General features: G+C 60.3%; 21 protein-coding genes and 1 pseudogene. 15 read left to right on the forward strand and 7 right to left on the reverse strand.

Annotated features, from left to right (window positions below; genetic code table 11):
* Nucleotides 1-72: 72 nt before the first annotated feature.
* Entirely contained in the window at nt 73-957 is an 885-nt protein-coding gene (locus HNQ72_RS28895) for a LysR substrate-binding domain-containing protein (RefSeq protein ID WP_183997905.1), read from the forward strand.
* A gap of 49 nt (nt 958-1,006) precedes the next feature.
* On the opposite strand, the gene HNQ72_RS28900 is transcribed toward HNQ72_RS28895, so the two are convergent.
* The gene (locus HNQ72_RS28900) at nt 1,007-1,873 is read right to left on the reverse strand and encodes a D-amino-acid transaminase (protein ID WP_183997907.1); all 867 of its coding nucleotides are present in this window, start codon (nt 1,871-1,873) and stop codon (nt 1,007-1,009) included.
* 30 nt (nt 1,874-1,903) lie between these two features.
* Nucleotides 1,904-2,953 (reverse strand): P1 family peptidase, encoded by a 1,050-nt coding sequence (locus tag HNQ72_RS28905; protein ID WP_183997909.1) that lies wholly within the window; start codon nt 2,951-2,953, stop codon nt 1,904-1,906.
* A 302-nt stretch (nt 2,954-3,255) separates the two neighbouring features.
* On the opposite strand from HNQ72_RS28905, the gene HNQ72_RS28910 reads away from it, so the two are divergent.
* From HNQ72_RS28910 to HNQ72_RS28940, 7 genes and pseudogenes are all read left to right on the forward strand, one after another.
* Nucleotides 3,256-4,611, forward strand: a complete 1,356-nt coding sequence (locus HNQ72_RS28910; RefSeq protein WP_183997911.1) for an ABC transporter substrate-binding protein — start codon at nt 3,256-3,258, stop codon at nt 4,609-4,611.
* A 62-nt stretch (nt 4,612-4,673) separates the two neighbouring features.
* On the forward strand, nt 4,674-5,996 hold the full coding sequence (locus HNQ72_RS28915; RefSeq protein WP_183997913.1) for a carbohydrate ABC transporter permease: 1,323 nt from the start codon (nt 4,674-4,676) through the stop codon (nt 5,994-5,996).
* A 12-nt stretch (nt 5,997-6,008) separates the two neighbouring features.
* Complete coding sequence (locus tag HNQ72_RS28920) at nt 6,009-6,833, forward strand: carbohydrate ABC transporter permease (protein WP_183997915.1); 825 nt, start codon at nt 6,009-6,011, stop codon at nt 6,831-6,833.
* Nucleotides 6,833-7,888, forward strand: a complete 1,056-nt coding sequence (locus tag HNQ72_RS28925; protein WP_183997917.1) for an ABC transporter ATP-binding protein — start codon at nt 6,833-6,835, stop codon at nt 7,886-7,888. The genes HNQ72_RS28920 and HNQ72_RS28925 overlap by 1 nt, the downstream gene beginning before the upstream one ends.
* A 15-nt stretch (nt 7,889-7,903) precedes the next feature.
* Nucleotides 7,904-8,662: pseudogene (locus tag HNQ72_RS28930) on the forward strand (glycerophosphodiester phosphodiesterase); the annotation flags it as partial.
* Nucleotides 8,657-9,670 (forward strand): LacI family DNA-binding transcriptional regulator, encoded by a 1,014-nt coding sequence (locus tag HNQ72_RS28935; RefSeq protein WP_183997960.1) that lies wholly within the window; start codon nt 8,657-8,659, stop codon nt 9,668-9,670. The pseudogene HNQ72_RS28930 and the gene HNQ72_RS28935, both read left to right, overlap by 6 nt.
* Nucleotides 9,670-10,500 carry an inositol monophosphatase family protein gene (locus HNQ72_RS28940; RefSeq protein ID WP_183997919.1) on the forward strand — a complete coding sequence of 277 codons (831 nt, stop codon included), beginning with the start codon at nt 9,670-9,672 and terminating at the stop codon, nt 10,498-10,500. The genes HNQ72_RS28935 and HNQ72_RS28940 overlap by 1 nt, the downstream gene beginning before the upstream one ends.
* Before the next feature lie 52 nt (nt 10,501-10,552).
* Here the strand turns inward: HNQ72_RS28940 and HNQ72_RS28945 are convergent, their stop codons facing one another.
* Both HNQ72_RS28945 and HNQ72_RS28950 read right to left on the reverse strand, forming a co-directional pair.
* The gene (locus HNQ72_RS28945) at nt 10,553-12,832 is read right to left on the reverse strand and encodes a molybdopterin guanine dinucleotide-containing S/N-oxide reductase (RefSeq protein ID WP_183997921.1); all 2,280 of its coding nucleotides are present in this window, start codon (nt 12,830-12,832) and stop codon (nt 10,553-10,555) included.
* Between the two features lie 21 nt (nt 12,833-12,853).
* On the reverse strand, nt 12,854-13,546 hold the full coding sequence (locus HNQ72_RS28950; protein ID WP_210319752.1) for an FCD domain-containing protein: 693 nt from the start codon (nt 13,544-13,546) through the stop codon (nt 12,854-12,856).
* Between the two features lie 166 nt (nt 13,547-13,712).
* Between HNQ72_RS28950 and HNQ72_RS28955 the strand changes: the two genes are divergently transcribed.
* Genes HNQ72_RS28955 through HNQ72_RS28980 form a run of 6 tightly spaced genes read left to right on the forward strand, consistent with a single transcriptional unit; the run spans nt 13,713 to nt 20,143 of the window.
* Entirely contained in the window at nt 13,713-15,200 is a 1,488-nt protein-coding gene (locus HNQ72_RS28955) for an ABC transporter substrate-binding protein (protein WP_183997923.1), read from the forward strand.
* 6 nt (nt 15,201-15,206) lie between these two features.
* Nucleotides 15,207-16,046 carry an ABC transporter permease gene (locus HNQ72_RS28960; RefSeq protein ID WP_183997926.1) on the forward strand — a complete coding sequence of 280 codons (840 nt, stop codon included), beginning with the start codon at nt 15,207-15,209 and terminating at the stop codon, nt 16,044-16,046.
* A gap of 3 nt (nt 16,047-16,049) precedes the next feature.
* Nucleotides 16,050-16,970: an ABC transporter permease gene (locus HNQ72_RS28965; RefSeq protein WP_183997928.1), complete on the forward strand. Its 921-nt coding sequence runs from the start codon at nt 16,050-16,052 to the stop codon at nt 16,968-16,970.
* Entirely contained in the window at nt 16,967-18,316 is a 1,350-nt protein-coding gene (locus HNQ72_RS28970; protein WP_183997930.1) for a M20/M25/M40 family metallo-hydrolase, read from the forward strand. Before HNQ72_RS28965 ends, HNQ72_RS28970 begins: the two co-directional genes overlap by 4 nt.
* Complete coding sequence (locus tag HNQ72_RS28975; RefSeq protein WP_183997932.1) at nt 18,313-19,296, forward strand: ornithine cyclodeaminase; 984 nt, start codon at nt 18,313-18,315, stop codon at nt 19,294-19,296. Before HNQ72_RS28970 ends, HNQ72_RS28975 begins: the two co-directional genes overlap by 4 nt.
* 25 nt (nt 19,297-19,321) lie before the next feature.
* Nucleotides 19,322-20,143, forward strand: coding sequence for a sulfurtransferase (locus HNQ72_RS28980; protein WP_183997934.1), 822 nt, complete (start codon nt 19,322-19,324; stop codon nt 20,141-20,143).
* A 49-nt stretch (nt 20,144-20,192) separates the two neighbouring features.
* On the opposite strand, the gene HNQ72_RS28985 is transcribed toward HNQ72_RS28980, so the two are convergent.
* Together HNQ72_RS28985 and HNQ72_RS28990 are read right to left on the reverse strand one after the other, a co-directional pair.
* Entirely contained in the window at nt 20,193-20,894 is a 702-nt protein-coding gene (locus HNQ72_RS28985; RefSeq protein WP_183997936.1) for an SDR family NAD(P)-dependent oxidoreductase, read from the reverse strand.
* Between the two features lie 19 nt (nt 20,895-20,913).
* Nucleotides 20,914-22,758, reverse strand: a complete 1,845-nt coding sequence (locus tag HNQ72_RS28990) for an ABC transporter ATP-binding protein (protein ID WP_183997938.1) — start codon at nt 22,756-22,758, stop codon at nt 20,914-20,916.
* A 173-nt stretch (nt 22,759-22,931) separates the two neighbouring features.
* Here HNQ72_RS28990 and HNQ72_RS28995 point away from each other — a divergent pair, with 173 nt between their 5' ends.
* Nucleotides 22,932-23,936, forward strand: a complete 1,005-nt coding sequence (locus HNQ72_RS28995; protein ID WP_183997940.1) for a 1-aminocyclopropane-1-carboxylate deaminase/D-cysteine desulfhydrase — start codon at nt 22,932-22,934, stop codon at nt 23,934-23,936.
* Nucleotides 23,937-24,056: 120 nt separating this feature from the next.
* Here HNQ72_RS28995 and HNQ72_RS29000 read toward each other — a convergent pair whose 3' ends face one another.
* Nucleotides 24,057-25,379: an NAD(P)/FAD-dependent oxidoreductase gene (locus tag HNQ72_RS29000; RefSeq protein WP_183997942.1), complete on the reverse strand. Its 1,323-nt coding sequence runs from the start codon at nt 25,377-25,379 to the stop codon at nt 24,057-24,059.
* Nucleotides 25,380-25,399: the final 20 nt, after the last annotated feature.

The following is a 25,399-nucleotide window of genomic DNA, read 5'->3' on the forward strand; positions in this document are numbered from 1 at the left end:
ATCTGCTGATTGCATTTTGCCGCCATTCGGACCAATGGAAGACCGAGAGCCGGTTTTGCATTGGAGTTCGCTTTGGAAGTCAAATGGCTTGAAGATTTTCTGGCGCTGGCGCAGACGCTGAACTTTTCCAAAGCGGCGGATGAAAGAAACGTCACCCAGTCCGCCTTCAGCCGCCGCATAAAACAGCTCGAAGCTTGGGTCGGCACCAGTCTCATCGATCGCGCCACCTATCCTTCACGTCTCACCGAAGCCGGCAAGCGTTTCGTGCCGATCGCCGAGCAGACGCTGCAGGGTCTCTATCAGGCCCGCCGCAACCTGCAGCATGAAGAAGGCAATGATGCCCGCACCGTGACGCTCACGGCACTGCATACGCTTTCCTTCACCTTTTTCCCGGACTGGCTGACGGCGCTGAGCACCGAGCTCGGGCCGATCGTTTCCCACATGCGGCCCGATTCCGGCAGCATGGAAGAAAATCTCAACTCGCTGATCGACGGCGATTCCGATTTTCTGCTGACCTACCAGAACCTGCATGTGCCGATGTTGCTCGATCCGCAGTTCGAACATCATAGACTGGGAGCAGAGACGATCATCCCGGTCAGTTCACCGGACGGCCAAGGCGCGCCGCTTCACCGGGTTGAGCCGGGCTTCGCACATGTCAGCTATCAGAAAACGTCGTTCTTCGGCCAGTTGATGGCCGGCACCCTGGCAACACGCCTCCCGGCAGACAATCGTGTCCATGTCGGCAGCCATTCCGTCGGCCTGAAAAGCATGGTCATGGCGGGCTGGGGTTTGGCCTGGATTCCGGAAAGTCTTGTTGCCGCTGAACTGAATGACGGTCGGCTCCTTCGTGCGGCCGAACCTGATTGGGATATCGAGGTCGAAATCCGTCTTTATCGCTCGAAGGAAAACCGGCGGCCCATCGTCAAACGCATATGGGAGACATTGGCCGCCGGCTGATGTTCCTAGCAATTCCAGCGTCCGGAATTGCCCCGAAACAAGGAAATGCTTAGACCGCCGTGCGGCGGGCATTGTCCATGTAGAGCTTGCGCAGGCGCGTAAACATCGGGCCGGGCTTGCCGTCACCGACAGGCTTGCCGTCGATCGATGTGATCGGCACGATGAAGTTGGAAGCGCTGGTGAGGCAGGCCTCGCGCGCCGCCATGGCTTCCTCGACGGTGAACAGACGCTCCTCGACGGTCAGCCCCTGCTCGCGGGCAAGTTCGAGCACGGCCAGACGCGTGCAGCCCGGCAGGATGGCGTTGCCGTTGCCACGCGTGACGATCTTGTCGTCATTGGTGATGATATAGGCGGTCGACGACGCACCTTCGGTAACGAAACCATCCTGAACCATCCAGGCCTCGTCGCAGCCTTCAGCCTTGGCGATACGCTTGGCCAGAACCTGCGGCAACAGGCAGACGGTCTTGATATCGCGGCGTTCCCAGCGCTGGTCCGGCACCACCTTGACCTTCAGGCCTTTTTCGACGGCGGCGACATGTTCCAGCGTCTTTGCCTGCGTAAACAGGAGAAGCGTCGGCTCAAGATCTTCCGAATAGAGGAAATTGCGATCTTCGGCACCGCGCGTGTACTGCAGGTAGATCACGCCCTCGGTCAGCTTGTTCTCTTCGACCAGACGCTTTTCGATGGCAACGATCTCATCGGTCGAGATCGGCAGATGACCGCCGATTTCGCGCACGCTACGCTCCAGACGCGTCATGTGCAGCGGACTGTCGATCAGCTTGCCGTCCAGCACGGCCGTGACTTCATAAATACCGTCACCGAAAAGAAAACCGCGATCGAAGATCGACACATGGGCTTCGTTCTCGGGCAGGAAGGCACCGTTCAGGTAAACGATGCGGGGTGCATTGGCGGACATGGGAACTCCGTTGGACAGTATGGGAAAAGATCAGCGACGCTTGAGAGCATCGAGAGAAATGGCATGGATGGTCGAAGGTTTGTCCGTCCCGGCATTATAGCCATGGGTGGTGGTCGCCATCGTCATCGAATTGAGGATGGCCTCCTCGGCAGCCTCGATCACCGCTTCGAACAGCGGCGAGACGATATCATTGGAAAGAACCGGGTAACTGGCGACCGCCTTCCGGCGCTCCGGCGTGCGGCGCACCTCTTCGGCGGTTGAAAACGCCAGCGCATAGTCACCCGAACCATTGCTCAATGCCGCACCGGTGCGCGCCAGCCCGCCGAAACAACGCTCGGCAAGTCGTTTCAGATTACGCGAGCAGAGCGGCGCATCGGTCGCAACGATCATCACGATCGAGCCGTCCTTGTCATGCGCACCGTCCGCCTCATAAGGTTGTCCGGCAACCGTAAGCTTGCCGCCATAATTGGACTGAACCAGAACGCCGACCGTATAATCTGCGCCACCGGCCTTCGCGACACGCGAACTGGTGCCGATCCCGCCCTTGAGACCAAAAGCAACTGTACCGGTACCGGCTCCGATTGCCCCCTCCTCGACCGGACCTGTCTTCGCAGTGCCGAGCGCTTGAGACATCTCGTCCACGGTCGGACGGGCAGCGCGAATATCATTCAGCCTTGAATCGTTGGTCTCGCCAACCACGGCATTCAGCGACACGACCCGTTCATTGCCCGCCTGTGCCAGCACATGCCGGTTGATCGCCTCGATGGCGCGGCCGACACCGAGCGTATTGGTCAAGAGGATCGGCGTCTCGATCTCGCCAAGCTCGGCGATCTGCGTCGAGCCGGCGAATTTGCCGAAACCGTTGAACACGGCAAGCGCCGCCGGCACCTTGTCCTGAAACAGATTACCCGAATGCGGCAGGATGGCCGTCACCCCTGTGCGCGTCCGCTCGCCTTCGACACAGGTCACATGACCGACAGCAACACCCGCGACATCGGTAATCGCATTAAGCGCGCCGGTCTCATAATGGCCGACGGAAATGCCGAGATCACGCAGGCGCGCACGATTTTCAGAAGTCATTGAACAGGTTCCGGTCTTCAAGTTGACCGAAGACTACTTCAGGTGGGTCCCGACCGGCACAACAAAAACGGAATAGTTTCAGACCGGCTTTGCAAGAGGATAGCCGGATACGAAACGACGTCTCCACACGGCTCGACAGACCGCTGAGACAAAAATGTACACGTGTACAATTTTGTCATCTCACTGTTGTGGAGCGCTCCTAATGTCCGCCTCGTTCAGGATCAACTCCTTGCTTTCCCGCCCGGATAACGCTGTTTGCGACCGGCCCCGGAGGAAGCGAGACCGCTTATCGAGGATAAGTCATGACCGTACTTCCGCGTCTCAAATCCGCCATTCTGGCGACGGCATTGCTGGCATCGACAGCAACGTTTGCCATGGCCAAGGATGTTACCATTTCCGTCTGGGCTGGCGGCACAGGCCCAACCAATGACTACCGCATCGAAGCCATCAAGATGGCCGCCGGCGTCGTCGAGCGTCAGGCGAAGATCCGGGGTGAGGAGCTCACCATCAAGATCGAAGCCCAGACCTGGACCGGCTGGGACGATTTCAAGCAGGCCGTGACGCTTGCCGCAGAATCCAAGAAGGCGCCAAACATCATCGTTTCCGGCCACGAGGACATCGGCCCCTGGTCGCAGTCTGGTCTCCTGCGTCCGATCGAAGACTATGTCGATTTCGACGCCTGGCCGCTTAACCAGCTTTACCCGAACCTGATCGACGTCTCCTCCTATGACGGCCGCATCTGGGGCATCCCGCAGGATGCCGAGGCGCGTCCCTTCTTCTTCTCCAAGTCGCATCTGAAGGCGATCGGTTATTCGGATGCCGATATCGAGGCGCTGCCGGCCAAGGTCGAAAGCGGCGAATACACGCTTTATTCCATGCTCGACGACGCCAAGAAGATGCAGGATGCCAAGGTCGTCGAACCCGGCAAGGGCTTCATGCCGCGCCCGAACAACGGCACCGATTACTGGCAGTTCTACCAGAGCTTCGGCGGCGAGATGATCGACGCGGAATCCGGCAAGCTGGTGCTCGACCGTCAGGCACTGACCGGCATGTACCAGTTCTTCGTCGATGCAGTCGAAAAGGGCGTCGTTCCGGCCACCTATCTCGGCATGACCTGGGACACCTGGCATCAGGCGGTCGCCGGCGACAAGGCCGGTATCTGGCACGGCGGCACCTGGCACAAGGCCGAGTGGGAAGCCAAATGGGGCCTGAAGGACTTCTTCGGCCAGATGCAATACAGCCTTATCCCGGCCGGCAACGAAAAGGGCCGCGCCAACACCATCACCCATCCGCTCGTTTATCTCTTGTCGACCGGCGGTTCGGATGAGGATGCAACCCTTGCAGCCGAGCTGATCACCACGGCCTCCGAGCCTTACATCAACGCACTGCATGCGGTGAAGTCGGGCCACCTCGCCATCGGCTCTGCCGAAGCATCGATCCCCTTCTATGCCAACGACCGCTGGACGAGCGCCGCAACCGAAGGCCTGCTGCCCAAGGCCAACGCCATCCCCAACAACAGCGATTTCGGCGTCGTCTGGAAGGCCATGTACAAGGGGCTCGAAGCCTCCTGGACCAAGACCAACTCCGTCGCCGATGCCGTCAAGGCTGTCGAGACGGAAGTGCGCAACGCACTCGGCGACAAGATCGTCATCCGCTGATCCCTTCCATCCACCGGGCGGCGCAATTGCCGCCCGGTCTTTCTGCATTCTCTCAGGTTCCCATGCGCGCTTCCTCGCCTCACAGGGCAAATCTTCTCGGCCTAGCCTTCATGACGCCGGCCATGGTTCTGCTTCTCGGCTTCTTCTTCCTGCCGGTCGTGCTGACCAGCGTCTTCGCCTTCACCAACATGAGCACGGCAACCGGCATTTCCGGCGGCTCCTATGTCGTCACAGGCAATCTCCTACGGTCGCTCACCGATGAGGGACTGGACGCGAAAACGATCGACGCGCTTGGTCAGTCGAACTACGTCATCGATCAGGCAGGACTTGAAAGAGCCCGCGCGGCCGGTGTCGATGCAAAATTCGTCGCGGAAATTGCCGAACGGCTCAAGGATCGCTCCTTCACCAGCTCTTCCGCCTTCGAGCGCGAGCTGAAAACGCTGCCATCCCGCCCGACGCGCGTGCGCGATCTGAAAATTGCCGCCGGCGCCTTCGAACAATCGGTTCTCAACGTGCGCTACGCCAGCCGCGGCGAGATGGAGGCCGCACTCTCCCACATGCTCGAAAACCCACCGGAAGGCGCGATCGAAAGGATCGCGACGGCAAGCTATACCGGCTGGACCTGGACGACGGATAATTTCAAGAATCTCGCCATCGCCCCCGATACCTGGCGCATTGTCGGCAACACGGTCTTCTATGTGGTGCTGACGCTCGCCTTCAACGTGGCCGTCGGCCTGTTTCTGGCGATCACCACCTTCTACCTCCCGCCCGCCGGCTCCGGTTTCTTCAGCGTGCTCTGGCTTTTACCGCGCATCACCCCGGTCGTGCTTTACGCCGTCATGTGGAAATGGTTCACCTGGGAGGACGGTTTCGTCTTCAATATCGCCCAGGACCTTGGCCTGCCCGCCTTCAACTACATGAAGGGCTCGGTGGCGAGCGCCTGGACGGTGGTCATCCTCGTCAATGGCTTCGTCGGCGCATCCTTCGGCATGATCCTGTTTTCCGGCGCGCTCAAGGCCATTCCGGTACAGCAGCTCTGGGCAAGCGAAGTCGATGGCGCCTCGCGCTGGCAGCAGATCCGCTACATCATCCTGCCGCAGATGCGCTGGCCGATCCTCTTCGTCACCAGCTACCAGACACTCTCGCTGTTGTCGTCCTACGAGCAGATCTGGCTCACCACCAATGGCGGACCGGGCAGCACGACGACGATCTGGGCGCTCGAAGCCTTCAAGACCGCGCTCAACAACTATACCGGCAATCTCCAATATGGCCTCGGTGCCGCCATGGCGCTGGTCCTCGTCGCCGTCGGACTGGTCCTGTCCATCGTCTACCTCCGCCTCTTCCGCTTCGACGAAATGATGTCGAAGCCGAAGATCGAGTTTTAAGGGAGGACGACCATGACCCGCAATTTCGCCACCTGGCCGATCATCCTGCTTTTGACCGTGCTCAGCCTGCCGCTGTTCATCATGTACCTGTTCCTGCTCGTCGATACATTCAGCAACACGCCGCCCGGTTCGCTTCTGCCCAACGAATTCACGCTGGAACACTGGCGTTTCCTCATCGACCCGACGATTACCGGCGACATCTGGAAACCGACACTGACGACCTTCCTGTTTGCTGCCAGCATGATGGTCATCGTCGTCTCGGTGTCGGCAACCGCCGGTTATGCCCTGTCGCGACTGGCGCTGCCTTTCCGGCGTTTCGTCCTTTCCGGCATCATGGTCATGCATGCCTTTCCGTCGGTCACGCTGATCATCGGCGTTTTCCTCGTCCTGCAGTTTGCCGGTCTCTACAATTCCCTGATCGGCGTCATTCTGGTGAAAGCCAGCCTGATGCTGCCCTTCGGCATCTGGATCATGAAGGGCTTTTACGACGCCGTTCCCTGGGAGATCGAAATGGCCGGCGTGCAGGATGGCGCAAGCCGCTTCACCGTCTGGCGCCGCATCATCCTGCCGCAGGTCAAACCGGGCCTTCTGTCGCTCGCGCTTTTCGCCTTCATCGATGGCTGGAGCGAATACATGTTGCCGCGCATCCTCGCGCCGTCCAGCGATTTCGAAGTCCTGTCCATGTATCTCAACACGGTGTCGGACCCCAATTCCAGCACCTACAATTTCAACATCTTCAAGTCGGTCGGGCTGTTCTACACGCTGCCGGTGCTCGCACTTTTCGTGCTGTTCCAGAACCGTCTCATGAACATTTTCGGCGGGGGCACCAAAGGCTGATGCAGATTTCCATCCGCAACTTCACCAAGACATTCGATGCAACGACTGTCATCGACGACATGAACCTGACCATCCGCGATGGCGAAATGCTGGCGCTGCTCGGCCCTTCCGGCTGCGGAAAGTCGACGACACTGTTCACCATCAGCGGCATCCACCGCATGGACAAGGGGCAACTGATGTTCGGCGATCGCGATGTCAGCGGCCTGCCCAGCCAGAAGCGAAATGTCGGCGTCGTTTTCCAGAACTATGCGCTCTATCCGCACATGAACGTCTTCGAGAATATCGCTTTCCCGCTGACGGTCCGCAAAGACGCAAAGGCCGATATAGACCGCGAAGTGCGCGCCATCGCCGCGCTCACCCATATCTCGGAACTGCTCGAACGTCGTCCTGGCCAGTTGTCAGGTGGCCAGCAGCAGCGCGTGGCGCTTGCCCGCGCCCTGGTGCGCAAGCCCGATGTCCTGCTGCTCGACGAACCGCTCGCCAATCTCGATGCCAAGCTGAGGCTCGAAATGCGCTCGGAAATTCGCCGCATCCAGCTGGAAACCGGCATAACCGCCGTTCTGGTCACCCACGATCAGGTGGAAGCCATGTCGATGTGCGACCGCATCGCCATCATGAAAAAGGGCGAGATCGTCCAGATCGATACCCCCGCCGACATGTACAGCAATCCGCGCACCTCTTTCGTCGCCGGCTTCCTCGGCAATCCGCCGATCTCCTTCTTAAGCGGCATCGCCATGGAAAATGCCTTTTCCGTCGCCCCAATCAAACTGCGTGTTCCGCTGGTGCCCCAAGAAGGCATTGCCGATGGTACGCAACTGAAGCTCGGTGTGCGGCCGGAACATTTCGGTCCCGAAGGCGACATAGCGGTGGAAGGCAGAATAGCCTTTGCCGAAACGCAGGGCCGCGAAAATCTCTACGACGTCGCACTCGCCGATGGCTCGGTACTGCGATCGATCCAGCCTGCGGGAAGAAACTGGGCGCTAGGCGATACGGTGCGCTGGCATATCGACAGCAAATCGGTTTTCGTCTTCACTGACGATGGTCAGAGACTTTGACGGGGGGACACGGTCATGACGTCTGCATCCACCTCTACACCCGCACGGGATTTCTCGGCCTTCTTCTCGCGCTTCGGCTGGCCTGAAAATCGGGGACGCCTGCCCTTCTGCGTCGGCCATCGCGGCGCCAGCGGCCACGAGACGGAAAACACGCTCACCGCCTTCCGTCGTGCCGCCGAACTCGGTGCGGAAATGTGGGAAATCGATACGCAACTGACTGCGGACGGTATTGTGGTGATCTCCCATGACGACCATCTTGAGCGGGTCTTCGGCAAGGATCTCCATATCTCCCAGCTCTCTTTCGCCGACCTGCGGGCTGCGGTACCGGATGTGCCGAGTTTCGAGGAAATCGCAGCGCTTGCCCGCGAAACGGATTGCGGTCTCTATGTCGAGCTTAAACGCGCCGGTACCGGTCCCTTGTGCTGGCAGCATCTGAAGGACATGGAGCAGCGTTTCGCCTGTTTCGGCTCCTTCGATCCGGCACAGGTACGGGAATTGCGCGAACTGAACTGCGATTATCCACTGGCGGTGCTGATCCGCGTCGGCGCCGATCCCCATGCGGCTGGCGATGAAGCATCCGCCGATATCCTGCATCTGTGCTGGGAAAAGGCGAGCGACACGCCGCAGGAATTTGTCACCGACGAACTGATCGAACGGGCTTTCGCCGAAGGCCGCGAAATCGTTCTGTGGCACGAGGAACGACCGGAAGTCTTGGCGGATATCATGGCCCTGCCGGTCCTCGGCATCTGCACCAACCTGCCGGACCTGATGCGCGTACGTGAAAATCACGGCTCTGAGCGCCCGGCAAAACGGGTGACCTCGCATGATGTCGCGCGTGCCGCCGGCGTTTCCCGCGCCGCCGTCTCGCGGGCATTTACGCCGGATGCCAGCGTTTCGGAAAAGACCCGCGAAAAGGTCTATCAGGCAGCCAAGGATCTCGGTTACCGGGTGAATTATCTCGCCCGCAGCCTCACCAACAAGCGCTCCGATCTCGTCGGCCTGGTCGCCGCCGGCCTCGACAATCCTTTCCGGACGCAGCAGGTCGAGCATCTGGCCCGCGCACTGATCGCCCGCAATTATCGGCCGATCCTGCTTCCCACCTCGAAAGAAGCCGACAGCGCAACGGTCATCGGCCAATTGCTGCATTATGCGGTATCGGGCGTGATCGTCACCTCGGATGCTCCCCCCTCGCATATCTGCGAGGAATGTGCGGCGGAAGGCGTTCCGATCGTGCTGATCAACAAGGGCGAAGACTATCCTCTCGTCGACCGCGTTCTCTCCGACGACCACAATGCCGGCCACATTGCCGCCGACCACCTGCTTCAGGCGGGCGCAACCAGACTGACGGTCATTGCCGGCACCAGGATCTCCTATTCCTCGCGCCGCCGCGCCGAAGCCTTTCTCGCGCGGGCAAAAACGCTTGGCGTGGAAGTGTCCCATGTTTCCGTTGCCCAGAACGATTACCGCAACGGCCGCGATATCGTACCAGCGCTGCTGGATAACGGCATAAACGGCATCTTCGCCGTCAACGACTACATGGCCTGCGGCATCATCGATGGCCTCAATGATGCCGGCCGTAATGATGGCTCGATCAAGGTTATCGGCCATGACGATATCCCCCAGGCGAGCTGGGGCGCTTATGAGCTGACCACTTTCCTCCAGCCCTGCGATATCCAGGCGGAACAGGTGATCGACCTCCTGTCCAGCCGTATTCTCGACCCCGATGCCGTTGCCCGCGTGGAATTCACACCGGTAACATTGATCAAAAGAAGAAGTGCCTGATGCCATCCCCATTCGATCTTGCCGCGCTGCGTGAACGCACTGAGGCAGCCATAACCATTGCCCGTCATGTCGGCATGGAAACGGCAAAATTCCGCGCCGAAGTCCAGCCGGAAACGCTTGCCGTGGAAAACAAGGGCCTGCAGGATTTCGTCACGGTCGCCGACAAGCGCGCCGAACAGATGATCCGAAAAACTCTTCTCGAACAGTTTCCCGATGACGCTTTTCTGGGCGAAGAAGGTGGCGCAAGCCGCAGTGGTTCATCCAGCGGCACATGGGTCGTCGATCCGATCGATGGAACCACCAATTTCATCCGCGGCTTTCGCCACTGGGGCGTCTCGATCGCCTTCGTCGCCGGCGACGAAATCCTTATAGGCGTCATCTACGATGCCACCCAGAATGCTGTCTTCAGCGCCATCCGTGGTGAAGGCGCGCTGCGCGAAGGCAAACCGATCACCGCCGCAAAGACGACCGACCCGTCGCGTGGGCTCGCCATCCTCGGCCATTCCCGCAGGACCGATTTCGAGGACTACCTGTCCATCTCGAGAAAAATCTACGAGACAGGCATGGATTACCGCCGCATGGGCGCGGCCGCAATCGGCCTGATCCGTGTCGCGGAAGGCGTCGCCGACCTCTATTACGAACGCCACCTGTCCGCCTGGGACGTGCTGGCCGGAGCGTTGATTGCTCGTGAAGCAGGTGCCGTTGTGGCTCTTCCTTCACTGGCGCAACTTCTTGAGCACGGCGGCCCCGTTGTCGCCTGCGCACCCGGTGTCGCAAAGGATCTGTCTTTCCTGATGGAACTGGAAGTCCAATCTTTCGCAGCCGCCTGATCTCAGGTGGCTGCGCGTCGGCCGCACAAGTTCCATATAGTTTGCGCGCGTCCTAGGTCGCAAATTCCGGGTGCTCGAAGGCCTGTACGCTGGCCGCATAGTCTTCGTCGACCTTGCGAACCCGGACCAGACAAGTCTGAGCGCTACATCCTTGCGACAGCGACGACGAAGGCACATCCAGCGTCAGAGCATTGGGGTTGCCATGGCGCTCCAGACTGCGCTCAAAATCCATGTCAAACCAGGCGCCCGTCGAGAGCCTGACCACACCCGGCATGATCGCATCGGAAATCACCACCGCCGAAATGAGCCGTCCCCGCTCGTTATGGATCTCGACAAGATCTCCCTCGCCAAGGTCGCAACGCTGCGCGTCGAGAGGATTGATAAGGACCGGCTCGCGGCCCTTCACCTTCCCCGCCTTGCTGTGCGGGCTGGCATCAAGCTGGCTATGCAGACGCCTCACCGGCTGGTCGGAAATCAGATGGAGCTGATCCTCGCTCTCCCGGTTGCCCAGCCATTCCGGCGGCTCGAACCAGGTCGGATAGCCGCGGCAATCATCAAGGCCAAAACTATCGACGGTCTCTGAAAAGATCTCGATCTTGCCGGAAGGGGTCGGAACCGGATTTGCGTTCGGCTCTTCACGGAAATCCTGCAGCATCACCACCGGCAGTGCCTCGGGCTGAAGGTCGAAAAGACCGTCCTGCCAGAACTGGTCGAAATTCGGCATCTCGATACCCTTTTCGCGAGCATTGGCAGATGTCACGCCATAAAGCCGCCGCAGCCAGCCTTCCTCATCGAGATTTTCGGAAAAATTGACGCCCATACGCAGCGCCAGTCCGCAAAATATATCGAAGTCGTTGCGCGCCTGCGCATACGGCTCCGAAACCTTGCGCATCGCCACGATCAGGTCCTCACCGCCTGAAGACGCAATATCGTTGCGCTCCAGCGGGGTCGTGACCGGCAATACGATATCCGCAAGCTTGGCCGTCGGCGTCCAGTATGGCTCGTTGACGATGATCGTCTCCGGCTTCTGCCAGGCCTTCAGCAAGCGGTTGAGATCCTGGTGATGATGGAACGGATTGCCGCCCGCCCAGTAAACCAGCCGGATATCCGTATAGCGATGCTCCTTGCCGTTATAGGTGAAGGCCTCGCCCGGATTGAGCAGCATGTCGGTGATCCGTGCCACCGGAATGAATGCCTTCACCGGATTTTCGCCTTGCGGAAACGCCCCCGATTTGAAGCGGACATTGTCATGGCCGACGGAATTCAGCGCACCATACCCGACCCCGAAGCCACCGCCCGGAAAGCCGATCTGCCCAAGCATGGCGGCCAGTGTCACCAGCATCCAGAAGGGCTGCTCGCCGTGAACGGCACGCTGCAGCGACCATGAGATATTCAGCATCGTTCGGCTAGACGCCATCTCGCGGGCAAGCGATGCAATCCGGTCAGCATCGACGCCACACAGTGCCGCAGCCCACTCAGGCGTCTTGGGGATCCCGTCCGCCTCACCCGTCAGATAGGCTGCAAAGCGGTCATATCCGACACAATGGCTATTGAGGAAATCCAGCTGCGCCAGTTCTTCCATGTGAAGCACATAGGCCAGCCCCAGCATCATCGCGACATCGGTATTCGGCCGGGCGGCAATCCACTCGCTGTCGACCGGCATATTGTCGGAAACCGGACCGATATTGATGAAACGCGTGCCGTTCTTCTCCATCGCAAGCATGCCGGCTACCACACGGTGCCGCCCTGCCCCGCCGGCCGACATCTGCGCATTCTTGACCGGCACGCCGCCGAAGGTGACGAAAAGCTCGGTATGCTTGGCCATCACATCGAAGGATGTATGTCGGTCTAGCAGGAATTCGGTAGATCCGATCGCATGCGGCAGGATCACCCGTCCGGCGGCGAGACTGTAATTGTCTACTGACGATACATACCCGCCGATCAGGTTGAGAAAGCGATGAACCTGGCTCTGCGCATGGTGGAAACGTCCCGCACTTGCCCATCCATAAGAACCGCCGAAGATGGATTCATTGCCGTGCTCGCGCCGCACCCGGTCGAGTTCGGCCGCCAGAAGATCAAGCGCCGTATCCCAGTCGACCTCGACGAACGGCTCGCGCCCGCGCAAATGCGGATCGGCACCGGGTCCTTTTTCGAGCCAGCTCTTGCGGATCGATGGCCTGCGGATCCTCACATCCGTCAGATCCTTGGCCGCCATATGCAGACCGATCGGAGACGGATCGGGATCCTGCGCAAAACCTTCAAGCCTCAGCCCGGTCTCGTCGGCTTTCACTTCATAGACGCCCCAATGGGCCGCAGTGAATGTCTTACCCATTGGTGAAGTCTGCCTTCTCTCTTACTTGGCCGGAACCGGCTGTGTCTGCCGCCGCAGCAAAGCCTCGATGACGATCCGCGCGCCATCCTCGATCGCATGTTCGATCGCCTCGCGCGCCGCAACCGGCTGTCGCTCGTGCAGGGCAACCAGCAGGTCGTCGTAATTGTGGTGCTCTCCCGTTCCCGACTGCGTTTCCGGATAAAGGTAGTTGAACCCGGGACCGGCCCTTAGCCACAACAATTCGATCACCCCGAGAAGCGTCGGCATCCGGGCCGCCGCATACAGCACGAAACGGAATTCCTTGTTCAGTGTCAGGGCGAGATGCTGGTCCTTCTCGGCCTTTGCCGCGAGATAACGTGTGAGCAGCGCCTTCATCGTGGCGATCTCGTCGGGCGTGATCTGCGACGCAGCATTGAATGCCGCCAGGCCTTCGACCGATTTGCGGATCTCGGAAATCTCCGAATACTGCGCCACCGTCATCGTCGGCACCCTGAAGGATTGCGCCGGCTCTGCCGTCAGAACCCCGGATGCCGCAAAACGCACCAGCGCCTCGCGCACGGGTGTGATGCTCATTCCGAGCGAATCCGCCAGATCCTTCGTGACGAGCCGGGTCCCCGGCTCCAGCCGTCCTTCGATCAGGGCGGCACGAATTTCATCTTCCACATGGGTGACCAGGCTCCTTCGGGGAGCCACATTGAACAAAGCTGTACTCACGTAGACCTCACCCTTGGAAAAATTGCCCGTTTTTTGGCACTCAATCGAAAATGCCCATATCTTGCCCACCAAGAATATATCATATATCTTAGCAGATAATAATAGCCCCCTGACGAATACATTGTCAGGATAACAGATACCAACACCAGAGGAAGTGAAGGCCCCCATGAAAAGACTTGCTGCCATTGCGCTCGCTGCATCCATGCTGCTGCCAATTTCTACGGCCATCGCTTCGGCGGCCGATATTGTCGTAGGTCGCGGCGCCTCGACTACCGCGATGGATCCTGGCTTCCTCAAGGAGAGCGCCACGATCGTCGACAACATCTTCGACACGCTTGTCATGCGCGACAAGGAGATGAAGCTGGTCCCGGGTCTTGCCACCTCCTGGAAGGCGATCGACGACACGACCTGGGAATTCAAGCTGCGCGACGGCGTGAAGTTCCACAACGGTGAGGCGATGGATGCAGAAGCGGTCAAGTTCACCATCGACCGCGTCATCGATCCTGCCGCCAAGTCCCCGACCGTCTCTTACATCCGCACCGTCGAAAGCGTCGAAGTTGTCGATCCGCTGACCGTCCGCATCAAGACCAAGGGCGCCGATCCGCTTCTGCCCACCCGCATGAGCCGCTATCCGGCCTATATCGTGCCGCCGAAATACGTGAAGGAAGTCGGCAACGACGTCTTCGCCCGCAAGCCGGTCGGCACCGGCCCCTACAAATTCGTCGAATTCGTTCCCGACCAGCATGTCATTCTCGAAGCCAACAAGGATTACTGGCGCGGCGCGCCGTCGATCGACAAGGTGACCTGGCGCGCAATCCCGGACGGCACGGCCCGTATCACAGCGCTTCTGACCGGCGAAGTCGACCTGATCGAAAACGTGCCCGTCGATATCGCTCCGATGGTCAAGGACAGCCCGGATACCGATCTTGTCCAGGTAAAGAACGGTGGCCTCACCATCTATCTCGGCCTCGTGATGAGCGAAAAGCCGCTGGACAACGTCAAAGTCCGCCAGGCCCTCAACATGGCGATCGATCGCCAGTCGATCGTCACCAACATCCTGCAGGGCATGGCATCGCCGCGCGGCACCCAGGTCGGCGCCGCCGACTTCGGCTACAAAGACCTGCCGGTTACCGCTTATGATCCTGCCAAGGCCAAGGCCCTGCTTGCCGAAGCCGGCCTGCCGAACGGATTCTCGATCAAGATGCAGTCCACCCATCGCTATATGAAGGACAGTGAAGTCGCCCAGGCGATTGCCCAGCAGTTCGGCGATATCGGCGTCAAGATCGATCAGGAAGTGCTCGACTGGTCCGTCTACACCCAGCAGGTTCCGCGCAAGGGCCCGATCTTCATGCTCGGCTGGGGCTCCACCCAGACGCTCGATGCGGATGCCGCCGTCTATGCCATCTTCAAGACCGGCGAACCCTATTCGACAGCTTCCATTCCGGAACTCGACAAGCTGCTCGATGAAAGCCGCTCGATCGTCGACCCGGCAAAGCGCGAAGCGGTGCTGGCCCAGATCCAGGATCTCGCCGCAGAGCAGGTGCCGGTCATCCCGCTCTACCAGGAAGATGCCCTTTACGGTAAGGCTAAATCGGTCACCTTCGAAGGACGCCCGGACGCCCGTATCCCGATCTTCGACATCAAGAAGCAGTAATCGCGCATGACACGGTTCTGGAATGTCAGGGACAACGCAGATGCGATATTTGCCACGTTCCTTCTGATCGCGGTTCTGGCGCTTTGCGTCCTCGTGCCCCTTCTCTGGCCGATCGACCCTGTGCGCGGAACCCTGACCGCGACATTCAAGCCACCGCTTTCCGTCATCGGCGGAGAGCTTCATCCTCTGGGAACAGACCAGCTCGGGCGGGATCTCCTCGCCCGCCTTGGGCTTGGAACGGCGATTTCGCTGTCGATCGTCCTTGCCGCCTCGGTCATTTCCGTCGTGCTAGGCACGACGCTCGGCATGATCGCCGGTTATTACCGCGGCTGGTTCGACATCATCATCATGCGCGCCGTCGATGTGCAGCTTGCCATCCCGTTCATTCTCCTGATCCTGCTCATCGTTGCCGTCATCGGCCCGAGCATGGGCAATCTCGTCGTCGTACTCGGCGTTACCGGCTGGGCGGTCTTTGCCCGCGTCGCCCGCGCCAAGACGCTCGAAATCCGCGAGCTGGAATATATCGACGCCTCGCGCTCCATCGGCCTGTCCAACATGGTCATCATCTTCCGCCATGTCCTGCCCAACATCGTCGGGCCGATCACGGTGCTGATGACGCTCGATCTGCCACGCCTCATCATCCTCGAAGCCTCCGTCGGCTTCCTGGGCCTTGGCGTGCAGCCGCCGACCCCAACGCTTGGCAACCTGATCGGCGAAGGCCGCTCCTTCATCCTGCTTGCCAACTGGCTGGTGCTTTATCCGGGCCTCGTCATCGGCGCGCTGGTGATCGGCTGCAACCTGATCGGTGACTGGCTCGTGCGACGTGCAGACAGCAGGAATTCCTAAGACATGAAGACTTTGAGCTTTATCACCGGACGAGCACTGCAAGGCCTCGTCGTCATGTTCGGCGTCTCGGCAATCGTCTTCTTCGCCCTGTTCCTGACCGGCGACCCGGCAGCATTGATGATGCCGCCGGAAGCCACCCGCGAGGAGATCGAGGCATTCCGTCAGGCCATGGGCTTCAACGATCCGATCTGGGTGCAGTATGGCCGGTTTCTGGCAAGTGCGGTAACCGGCGAACTCGGCATGTCGCTACGCTTCCAGCGCCCGGCGCTTGATCTTCTGATCGAACGCCTGCCGGCAACAGCGCTTCTCGCCATGACCGCACTTGTCTGGAGCTCTCTCCTCGGCTTCCTGCTGGGCACGATCGCTGCCGTGCGTAAGAACAGCGCCATCGATTTCGCAATCCGCGTCATCTCGCTGCTCGGCCAGGCCATCCCGGTCTTCTGGCTAGCGTTGCTGCTGATCATCTTCTTCTCGCTGAAAATGCGCTGGCTGCCCTCAAGCGGCATTGGTTCTGTCTGGCATCTGATCATGCCTTCCATCGCGCTCGGCGCCTATTATCTCAGCGCCATCACCCGGCTGGTCAGGGCAAGCCTTATCGAGGTTCTCGGCGAAAACTACATCCGCACGGCCCGCGCCAAGGGCATCTCGTCCTGGCGGATCATCGTTCATCATGCGCTGCGCAACGCGCTGATCCCGGTCATCACCGTACAGGGCATGTATTTCGCCTCATTGCTTGGCGGCGCACTGGTGACGGAAATCATCTTCGCCTGGCCGGGCATCGGTCGACTGGCGGTCGAGGCGATCCAGAACCGTGACTTCCCCGTCGTTCAGGCCGTCGTTCTCTTCGCCGCAGCGGTCTTCGTCATCGTCAATTTCCTTGTCGATCTCGCCTATGTCTGGCTCAACCCGAGGATCAGGCTATGACTTCGGACGCCACTTTCGACGCCGCTCTAGACCTTACCCGGCAGTGGTGCGAAATCCCGTCGGTCAAGGGCGATGAACGGCAGATCACGCGACAGGCGGATGCGGTCGTCACCTGGCTGAAGACCGAACTCGGCGCAACCATTATCTCGGCGGCTTCGTCGAAAGGGCGCCCGCCGGTCATCCATGCCCGTATCGATGTCGGCGCGGAAAAGACAGTCATCCTCTACAACATGTATGACGTCATGCCCGCCTCGCCGGAAGGCTGGTCCGTCGATCCGTTCAAGGGCGGCATCGTCGATCTCGAAGGCATCGGGAGAAGCTTCGTTGCCCGCGGTGCGGAAAACAACAAAGGCCCGCTTGCCGGCATGCTCGTCGCCTTGAAGGCGCTGGCCGATGCCGGAAAACTCCGCGTCAATGTCGAAATCCTCGTCGATGGCGAAGAGGAAAGCGGCAGCGGCGCGATGCGAGACTATCTTGCCGCCTCGGATTGCCCGCTGCGCAAAAGCGCCTCCGCGATCTTCCCCTCCTTCTGCGAATATGGCGGTGGCGCGCCGCGCGTCTATCTCGGCTTTTCCGGCATCGCCAAAGGCGAGGTGCGGGTCGACGGCGGTCAATGGGGTGGCCCGAAAGCGGCGATCCATTCCAGCAACGCCCCGTGGATCGCCAATCCCGCAAGCCGACTGGTCGAAGCCCTCTCCCTGATCGGCAAGCCGCCGACCGGCGAACTCGCAAAGATCGCAATCGATGCAGAAGCCGCAGGCATAATCTCCATCCTGGCAAAAGCCTTCGATCCCGCCGCCGAATTGCGCTTCCGCAGAACCGAAACCTTCTCGCTGAAAGGCGATGCACAGACCCTGCTCGAACACGTCCTTTCGACCGCATCCTTCAACATATCGAGCCTCGAAACCATGCCGCTCGGCTCCGATGGCGTCATCCCGCATGGCGCGCGTGCCGCTTTCGAACTACGCACACCACCCTCCCTCGATCCGGCTGATTTCCTCAGCCAGTATCGGACAGCGCTCGAAAAAACGCCGGGAGCAGCCCTCAATATTGCAGACAGCTATCCCGGCTTCCGTTTCACAGCAGATGCCCCCGGCGTCTCGGCCCTCCTCAAAAGCTACGAGACCACCGCCAATGCCCCGCCGCAGATCTGGCCTTGGGCAATCGGCGCCGCCCCCGCTTATGCTTTCGCGCCGCATGCAAAATCCTTCCTGCTCGCTGGCGCCGGTCGCGGCGGCAATGCACATGGCATCGATGAATTCATGACGCTCGAAGGATTTCGACGGTTCATCCAGTCGATCACGCTCTGGCTCGAACACGTCACAAACGAACCGGAGGCCGCGTGAGCACCATCCGCCACCTCTCCCGCAAGGATGCAATCGAAGTCGGCGCACTCAATTGGACCGCAGCGGTCGAGGATATCCAGGCTACAATCCGGCTCCTGCGCGGCGGCGAAGCCGGCATGGTCGCCGAAAGCGTCATGCCGCTCGGAACCGACCCCCGTAACAAGGCCTATGGCCTGCCGGCCTTCGTCGGCGGCGCTTATGATGCAGCCGGTCTGAAATGGACGGTCCACCGCGCAGAACCGATCGGCGATCTGCCGAGCATCAGCAGCACGACGGTGATCAACCGATTGTCCGACGGCGCACCGGTCGGCAGCGTCGAAAGCGCGCTTCTGACTCGCATGCGCACAGCAGCCGTCTCGGCGGCTGCGATCAAGGCCCTCAAACCTGAAGGCATCAGGACCGTTGCCCTGCTGGGTGCCGGCGCGCATGCGCAGACCCATCTCGATATGCTGCTGACCCTGTTTCCCGGTCTCGAAGCGATCCATCTCTGGAACCGGACACGAGCCAATCTCGATACCCTGATCGAACAGGCCGGCAACGGTTCCACCCGCATCCTCCCCCATGTCGATTGGCATGAGGCGCTGGCCGATGTGGATGTCGTCATCTGCTGCACGTCTGCACCACAACCGTTTCTGGACAAATCCGCGGTCAGGCCCGGTCGGCTGATCATGCAGATCGGCTTTCACGAGGTCATGTTCGAAACGATCGCGGCAACCGATCTCATCACCGTCGATCTCTGGGGCGATTTCGCCGAGAAGAGCGCTAAAAGCCTGTTCCAGATGTATCGCGCCGGAGAATTTTCGCCGGAGCAAGTCGCGGCAGATCTTCCCGCCCTGCTGCTCGACGGCTGGAAACCACCGGCAGACGCATCGCTTTACTTCTCCAGCTTCGGCCTCAACGTCTTCGACATCGCCTTTGCCGCTCGTGTGCTGACCCGAGCCAACGACCTGAACATCGGCACTCTCCTGCCGTCCATCTGATACGCATTCCCGAAAGGATCCGGCCATGATCATCACCGCCGCCGAACTCATCAAGCTACTTCCGGAAGGCAAGTACGTTCCCGTCGACGTGCGGCCGGAAGCGGCATGGCGCGAAGCCACCATTCCAGGCGCGGTCAGCCTCAATGTCTACGACTATTTCATCCCAGAAAGTAACGAGGCGGGCATAACCGGCATGGCCGCCGGCGCTCGCGAAGCCTTCGACCGGTTGGGCCTCGGCGGCGATCGCATCCCCGTATTTTTCGAGGAACAGACCGGCATGATCTCGCCGCGCGGCCTCTGGTTCTATGAACTCGTTGGCCTCAAGGGCGGCTTGATCCTCGACGGCGGCATTCAGGCCTGGAAGGCCGCCGGCGGCGAAACAGCTTCGGGAATAGGCTTGCCAGATGTGATTGCACAATCCGAAACCAAGGGGATCAGCTTCCACCGCGAACTCGTCGCCTCGACTGATGACGTGCTGAACCACGCGGATCACGGTGCCTATATCTTCGACGTCCGCCGAAAGACCGAATTCGAAGGCACCTTCCACCACGCCTGCTGCGCCCGCCCCGGCCGCATTCCGCATTCGCATTTCGCCTTCTACGAAGATGTGCTGAAAGACGGAAAATATCGCCCGGCCGAAGAAATCCGCCAAATTGCCGAAGCCGCCGGCCTGTCGCCGGATCGTGAGATCATCACCTATTGCCACCGCGGCGCACGCGCGGCGACCGCACTTTATGGCCTGAAACTCGCAGGCTTCGACAAGCTGAAAATCTATGTCGGCTCATGGCATGAATGGGCCGGCAATGCCGCCCTGCCGATCGAGATCGGCCCAGCCGAAGAAGTATAAGAGCCTCGTCGGGCGAGCCGTTTCGCAGCTTGCCCGACCATCCGGCTGATCAATAGCAGTCTTCGACGGTGTAATGGACCGGGATCTCGGCAATGCTCGCCGTCTTCGGCAGCTCAAGAACCATGTGAACGATATTGGCGATATCTTCCGGCTGGGTCAGCTCGGCACTGTCGCGGGTCGCCAGCGCATTGCCCATGTCGGTGGCAACGAAACTCGGACAGATGATCGTCGAACGAACGCCGTTCTCCTTGCCGCATTGGCGCAGACCATGGCCCAACGCAACCGCCGCAAATTTCGACATAGCATAAAGCCCGGAACCGGCGGATTTCACCCGCTTGCCCGAAAGCGATGCCAAAGTCACGATCCGCCCGTTCGGGGCATTTTCGAGATACGGCCAGGCCAGCTGACTGAGACGCATCGGCGACTTCACGTTGACATTGAAGATCAGGTCGAAGTCGGCGTCTTCAGCTTCCAGCACGGTCTTCGGCGTCATGATCCCGGCATTGTGCACGAGCCCATCCAGCCGGCCGAAACGGGCAATCGTCTCTTCCATCCATGACCGTTCGCTTTCAGGATCGAGCGCATCAAAACGGCAGACAAGCGCGTTCGCATTCTCATTGAATACCGAAGCCTCCGGGTTTCTGACCCCAAGGCTCACGGACCATCCTTCGGAAAGCAGCTTTTCCGCAATCGAAGCGCCGATACCGCGCGATGCGCCGCTGATCATTGCCACCCGGTTCGACACTGTCATTCTTTCAATCCCTGCCAATTCACGCCGCGGCAGCGGCATTGCCCCACTCATCACCCCAGGACTGCACGAGGTGCCCTGGCGACACCTCCACATAATCCCTCTTCGGCGGAACATAGGAGAGCGGCCGGATCGGGCTCTTGATCTCTTCGTTGCTCAAGCCCCGGCGAATGCCGCGACGAGCCGGGTCCGGAATGGGAACGGCAGCGAGAAGCCGCTTCGTGTAGGGATGCTGCGGGTTTTCGAAAATCGCCTGCCGTGGACCGATCTCGACGATCTCGCCGAGATACATGACGGCAACCCGATGGCTCATCCGCTCCACCACCGCCATGTCGTGGGAAATGAACAGGTAGGAAAGCCCCATGCTTTCCTGCAGGTCGAGCATCAGGTTGATCACCTGCGCCTTGATCGACACGTCGAGCGCGGACACGGCCTCGTCCGCCACGATGATCTGCGGCGCCATGGCAAGCGCGCGGGCAATGCACAGCCGCTGGCGCTGGCCGCCGGAAAATTCGTGCGGAAAACGGCTGGCCATATCCGGCTGCAAACCGACCTTCACCATCAGGTCCGCCACCCGGTCTCGGGCATCGCTTTTGCTGGATGCAATCCTGTGTGCAAGCAGCGGTTCCGCCACCGCATCACCGACCTGAATGCGCGGATTGAGACTCGCAAACGGGTCCTGGAAAATCATCTGGATATGCCGGCGCATGGCGCGCATAGCGTCGCCCGTCAGGCCGAGTATCTCCTTGCCGTCAAGCTTCACCGAGCCAGACGTTGCGTCCTGTAAGCGGATAATCGTGCGGCCGGTTGTCGACTTGCCGCAACCGGACTCGCCCACCAGAGCCAGCGTCTCCCCGGCCTTGAGATCAAAGGAGACGTTCTCGACCGCATGGACACGGCCCGATGTAGACCCGAGAAACCCGCTGCCGATATCGAAACGCGTCACCAGATCGCGCACCTGCAGAAGCGGCACCGGCTCGGCAGACACGGTGTCCTTCACCTCCGGCATCGCAACCGGCACGCCCGTCTCGATATCCACCAGCGGGAACCGGGCCGGGCTTGCCTCGCCCTGCATCGATCCCAGCTTCGGCACGGCGGAAAGAAGCGCCTTAGTATAACCCCGCTGCGGCTCGGCAAAAATCTGCTCGGTCTGGCCGCGCTCGATCGCCTCGCCCTTGTACATCACCAGCGTGCGGTTGGCGATTTCGGCAACCACACCCATGTCATGGGTGATGAAGAGAACGGCCATGCCCTCCTCTTCCTGCAACAGCTTGATCAGTTCGAGGATTTGCGCCTGGATCGTCACGTCGAGCGCCGTCGTCGGCTCGTCGGCGATCAAAAGTTTCGGGCGGCAGGCAAGCGCCATGGCGATCATAATGCGCTGGCGCATGCCGCCAGACATCTGGTGCGGATACTCTTCGAGACGCTTGGCGGCGGATGGAATGCGGACCTTTTCCAGCAAGCCGCGCGTCTCTTTCATCGCGTCGGTCAACGACAGACCGCGATGTGCAACCAGAACCTCGGAAATCTGGTCGCCGATCGTCAGCGACGGATTGAGGCTGGTCATCGGTTCCTGGAAGATCATCGCGATCCGGTCGCCGCGAACGTCGCGCATCTTGCGCTCCGGCAGCGTCGTCAGCTCCTGACCTTCAAGCTTCACCGATCCTTCGATCCGGCAGGTCTCCGGCGCATAGAGCCGCATGATCGACATGGCCGTCACGCTCTTGCCGGAACCGGATTCACCGACCAGCGCCAATGTCTCCCCCGCATGAATATCGAAGGACACGTCACGCACGACGGGCAGCCACACACCCTTGCGGCGGAAGGAGGTTTTCAGGCCCGACACGGTCATCACAGGTGCGCTCATGGACGGGTCCTTTTTCTCTATAATTCGGGTCCGGGGCAATAATTTGCCTCTTTATATTGCATGCCACAAATGAAAGCATCTTGCCAGCATCGATATAGGATATATTATATATCCATTGATCATTGCCGGTCGCCAGCGACCCGCCGCACCCCGTGATTCAAGAGGAAATCTGCATGAAACTCGAAGCGATCCCCAGGCTCTCCCTCGGCTATCTGCCGACGCCGATCGAGAAGATGGACCGCCTTAGCGCCGAGCTTGGCATTTCGCTTTCGGTCAAGCGGGACGACTTCACCGGCTTCGGCGGTGGCGGCAACAAGGTGCGCAAGCTCGAATATCTGATGGCCGATGCCGTCGCCCAAGGCGTCAAGGTGCTCATCACCACCGGCGGACACCAGTCCAACCACGCCCGAATGACGGCTGCAGCCGCACGTAAATACGGCATGAAGCCCATTCTCGTCCTGCGCGGCAATCGTCCGGATCTCTATCAGGGCAACCTCCTGCTCGACCACCTCTTCGGCGCTGAGATCGACTTCCTCGATCCCGATGCCTATTTCACCGAGATCAACCCACGCATGGCCCATCATGCGGCTCAGGCCGAGGCGCGTGGCGAGAAGGCCTATATCATCCCGCTCGGCGGCGCGAGCGCACTCGGCGCCATGGGTTATGTCAACGCGGTCAAGGAACTCTCCGAGCAATACGCCGCCGCCGGCACGCCCGCTCCGCGTTATCTCGTTGCCCCGGTCGGTTCGGGCGGCACGCTTGCCGGCCTTCATATCGGCTGCTCGCTCTATTGGCCGGATACGGAAGTCGTCGGCATCGCCGTCACCGGCAGCGCCGTACCCTTCAGCGAACGTATCGCCGTGATGGCAAATGCCGGCGCAGACCTTCTCGACCTCGAAAAGCGCTGGACCGCAGACGATATCCGCATCGAGAACGACTATATCGGCCCCGGCTACTCCATCCCGTCGGATGAGGGCAATGCCGCGATCAAGCTTGCCGGCAATCGCGAAGGCATGCTTCTCGATCCGGTCTACACCGGCAAGGCTTTCGCCGGCATCATGGGTTGTGTCGCAAAGGGCAGCATCGAAAAGGGCAGCTCCGTTCTCTTCATCCATTGCGGCGGCTCTCCTGCCCTCTTCCCCTATGCCGGCCTGCTGACCAGCGATCTCGCCGGATAAATGATCGTCCCGGCGAACGAAATTTGAAAGCCGGACACCCCTCCCCAACTAAACCTCCCATATTGCCCGAACGCATATGGGAGGTCTTTTTTTGCCATGATGACAAAAAGCCGCCCGCTCCTACGCGGCAATCGCCAGCTTCGGACGAAGTCTCGAAATGTGGAACGGCGCGGGATCGACCAGCGTATCGCCGCCCATGACGATATCGGCCATCAGATGCCCTGCCCCCGGCCCAATACCGAACCCGTGGCCGGAGAAACCCGACGCGATGAAGAAGCCTGGCGTTGAAGGCACATTGCTGATCACCGGAACCGCATCCGGCGTCACATCCATCATGCCGGCCCATTCGTTGACGACACGCGCCTTGGCGAAGGCCGGATAGGCGCGTGCCAGATTGGCGAGCGCCTTGCGGTTGAAGGATTTCGTCGGCAAAGGATCGAGCGTACGGATCGCTTCGAAGGCCGTCTTTTCATCCAGCTGCCAGCGTCTTGGCATCACCAGCTCGTCGACAAAGGGCTTGCCGACCCGCAGCTTTATTTCCCGCCATGTCTGGATGAACGACGGCATATACTCGGCAAACAGGCGAAAGCTGTCCGGCACGATATTGGCGATATTGGCATTGCGCAGCGCCACCGAATAATCGCCGTCCAGGCGCTTTCTATAGGCGAAATCACCGGCACCGACCGGCATGTCGGAAATGCCCTCGATACCGGTCACACGGGCGACAGTGCCCATCACCTTCAACTGCGGAAAATCGATACCCATATTGCCGGCAAACAGCCGCGACCAGATACCGCCCGCCAGCACCACCGACGAGCAAGTGATCCGGCCGCGTTCCGTCACGACGGCAGAAATCTTGCCCGCCGAGCGCTCGACACCACGGGCCGCACACTGCGTCATGATATGAGCGCCAGCACGCCTTGCTGCATTCGCCATGGCAACAGTCGCCAAAGCCGGTTCGGCGCGACCGTCGCTCGGCGTGTGAAGACCGCCAATCAGCCCGCCGGATGATCCCGGCAGCAGCGCTTCGGTCTGCGGCCCTGTCAGCATTTCGGAGTTCAGCCCGTAAGCCTTGCCCTTTTCATACCAACCACCCCAGATATCCATGTCGCGCTTGTTGTAGCAGAGATAGGTAATGCCAGTACGCCGCCAGCCGGTTTCCTCACCGGTGCGCTCGTTCATCTGCGACCACAATCTGAGGCTTGCCATGGTCAGCGGAATTTCCGCCGGGTCGCGGCCCATCTGGCGCGTCCAGCCCCAGTTGCGCGCAGACTGTTCGCCGCCGATCACGCCCTTCTCCACCACTGCGACTGAAACCCCGCGCTCCGCCAGCGTCAGTGCCGTGTTGATGCCGATAATACCGCCACCGATGACGACGACATCGGCATGCGCCGGAAGTTCGGCATCGCCTTGAAAAGGGGAAACGGGAATGGAGAGTGACATGGCCTTTTGCCTCGATTGTC

This window comes from Aliirhizobium wenxiniae, assembly GCF_014201355.1.
GTDB classification, from domain to species: domain Bacteria; phylum Pseudomonadota; class Alphaproteobacteria; order Rhizobiales; family Rhizobiaceae; genus Neorhizobium; species Neorhizobium wenxiniae.

Bases quoted from the DNA above. Each gene is read 5' to 3' on its own strand.
- HNQ72_RS28900 (WP_183997907.1), bottom strand. From the start codon at position 1,873: ATGTCCGCCAATGCACCCCGCATCGTTTACCTGAACGGTGCCTTCCTG.
- HNQ72_RS28905 (WP_183997909.1), bottom strand. From the start codon at position 2,953: ATGACTTCTGAAAATCGTGCGCGCCTGCGTGATCTCGGCATTTCCGTC.
- HNQ72_RS28910 (WP_183997911.1), top strand. From the start codon at position 3,256: ATGACCGTACTTCCGCGTCTCAAATCCGCCATTCTGGCGACGGCATTG.
- HNQ72_RS28915 (WP_183997913.1), top strand. From the start codon at position 4,674: ATGCGCGCTTCCTCGCCTCACAGGGCAAATCTTCTCGGCCTAGCCTTC.
- HNQ72_RS28920 (WP_183997915.1), top strand. From the start codon at position 6,009: ATGACCCGCAATTTCGCCACCTGGCCGATCATCCTGCTTTTGACCGTG.
- HNQ72_RS28925 (WP_183997917.1), top strand. From the start codon at position 6,833: ATGCAGATTTCCATCCGCAACTTCACCAAGACATTCGATGCAACGACT.
- HNQ72_RS28935 (WP_183997960.1), top strand. From the start codon at position 8,657: ATGCGCGTACGTGAAAATCACGGCTCTGAGCGCCCGGCAAAACGGGTG.
- HNQ72_RS28940 (WP_183997919.1), top strand. From the start codon at position 9,670: ATGCCATCCCCATTCGATCTTGCCGCGCTGCGTGAACGCACTGAGGCA.
- HNQ72_RS28945 (WP_183997921.1), bottom strand. From the start codon at position 12,832: ATGGGTAAGACATTCACTGCGGCCCATTGGGGCGTCTATGAAGTGAAA.
- HNQ72_RS28955 (WP_183997923.1), top strand. From the start codon at position 13,713: ATGAAAAGACTTGCTGCCATTGCGCTCGCTGCATCCATGCTGCTGCCA.
- HNQ72_RS28960 (WP_183997926.1), top strand. From the start codon at position 15,207: ATGACACGGTTCTGGAATGTCAGGGACAACGCAGATGCGATATTTGCC.
- HNQ72_RS28965 (WP_183997928.1), top strand. From the start codon at position 16,050: ATGAAGACTTTGAGCTTTATCACCGGACGAGCACTGCAAGGCCTCGTC.
- HNQ72_RS28970 (WP_183997930.1), top strand. From the start codon at position 16,967: ATGACTTCGGACGCCACTTTCGACGCCGCTCTAGACCTTACCCGGCAG.
- HNQ72_RS28980 (WP_183997934.1), top strand. From the start codon at position 19,322: ATGATCATCACCGCCGCCGAACTCATCAAGCTACTTCCGGAAGGCAAG.
- HNQ72_RS28985 (WP_183997936.1), bottom strand. From the start codon at position 20,894: ATGACAGTGTCGAACCGGGTGGCAATGATCAGCGGCGCATCGCGCGGT.
- HNQ72_RS28990 (WP_183997938.1), bottom strand. From the start codon at position 22,758: ATGAGCGCACCTGTGATGACCGTGTCGGGCCTGAAAACCTCCTTCCGC.
- HNQ72_RS28995 (WP_183997940.1), top strand. From the start codon at position 22,932: ATGAAACTCGAAGCGATCCCCAGGCTCTCCCTCGGCTATCTGCCGACG.
- HNQ72_RS29000 (WP_183997942.1), bottom strand. From the start codon at position 25,379: ATGTCACTCTCCATTCCCGTTTCCCCTTTTCAAGGCGATGCCGAACTT.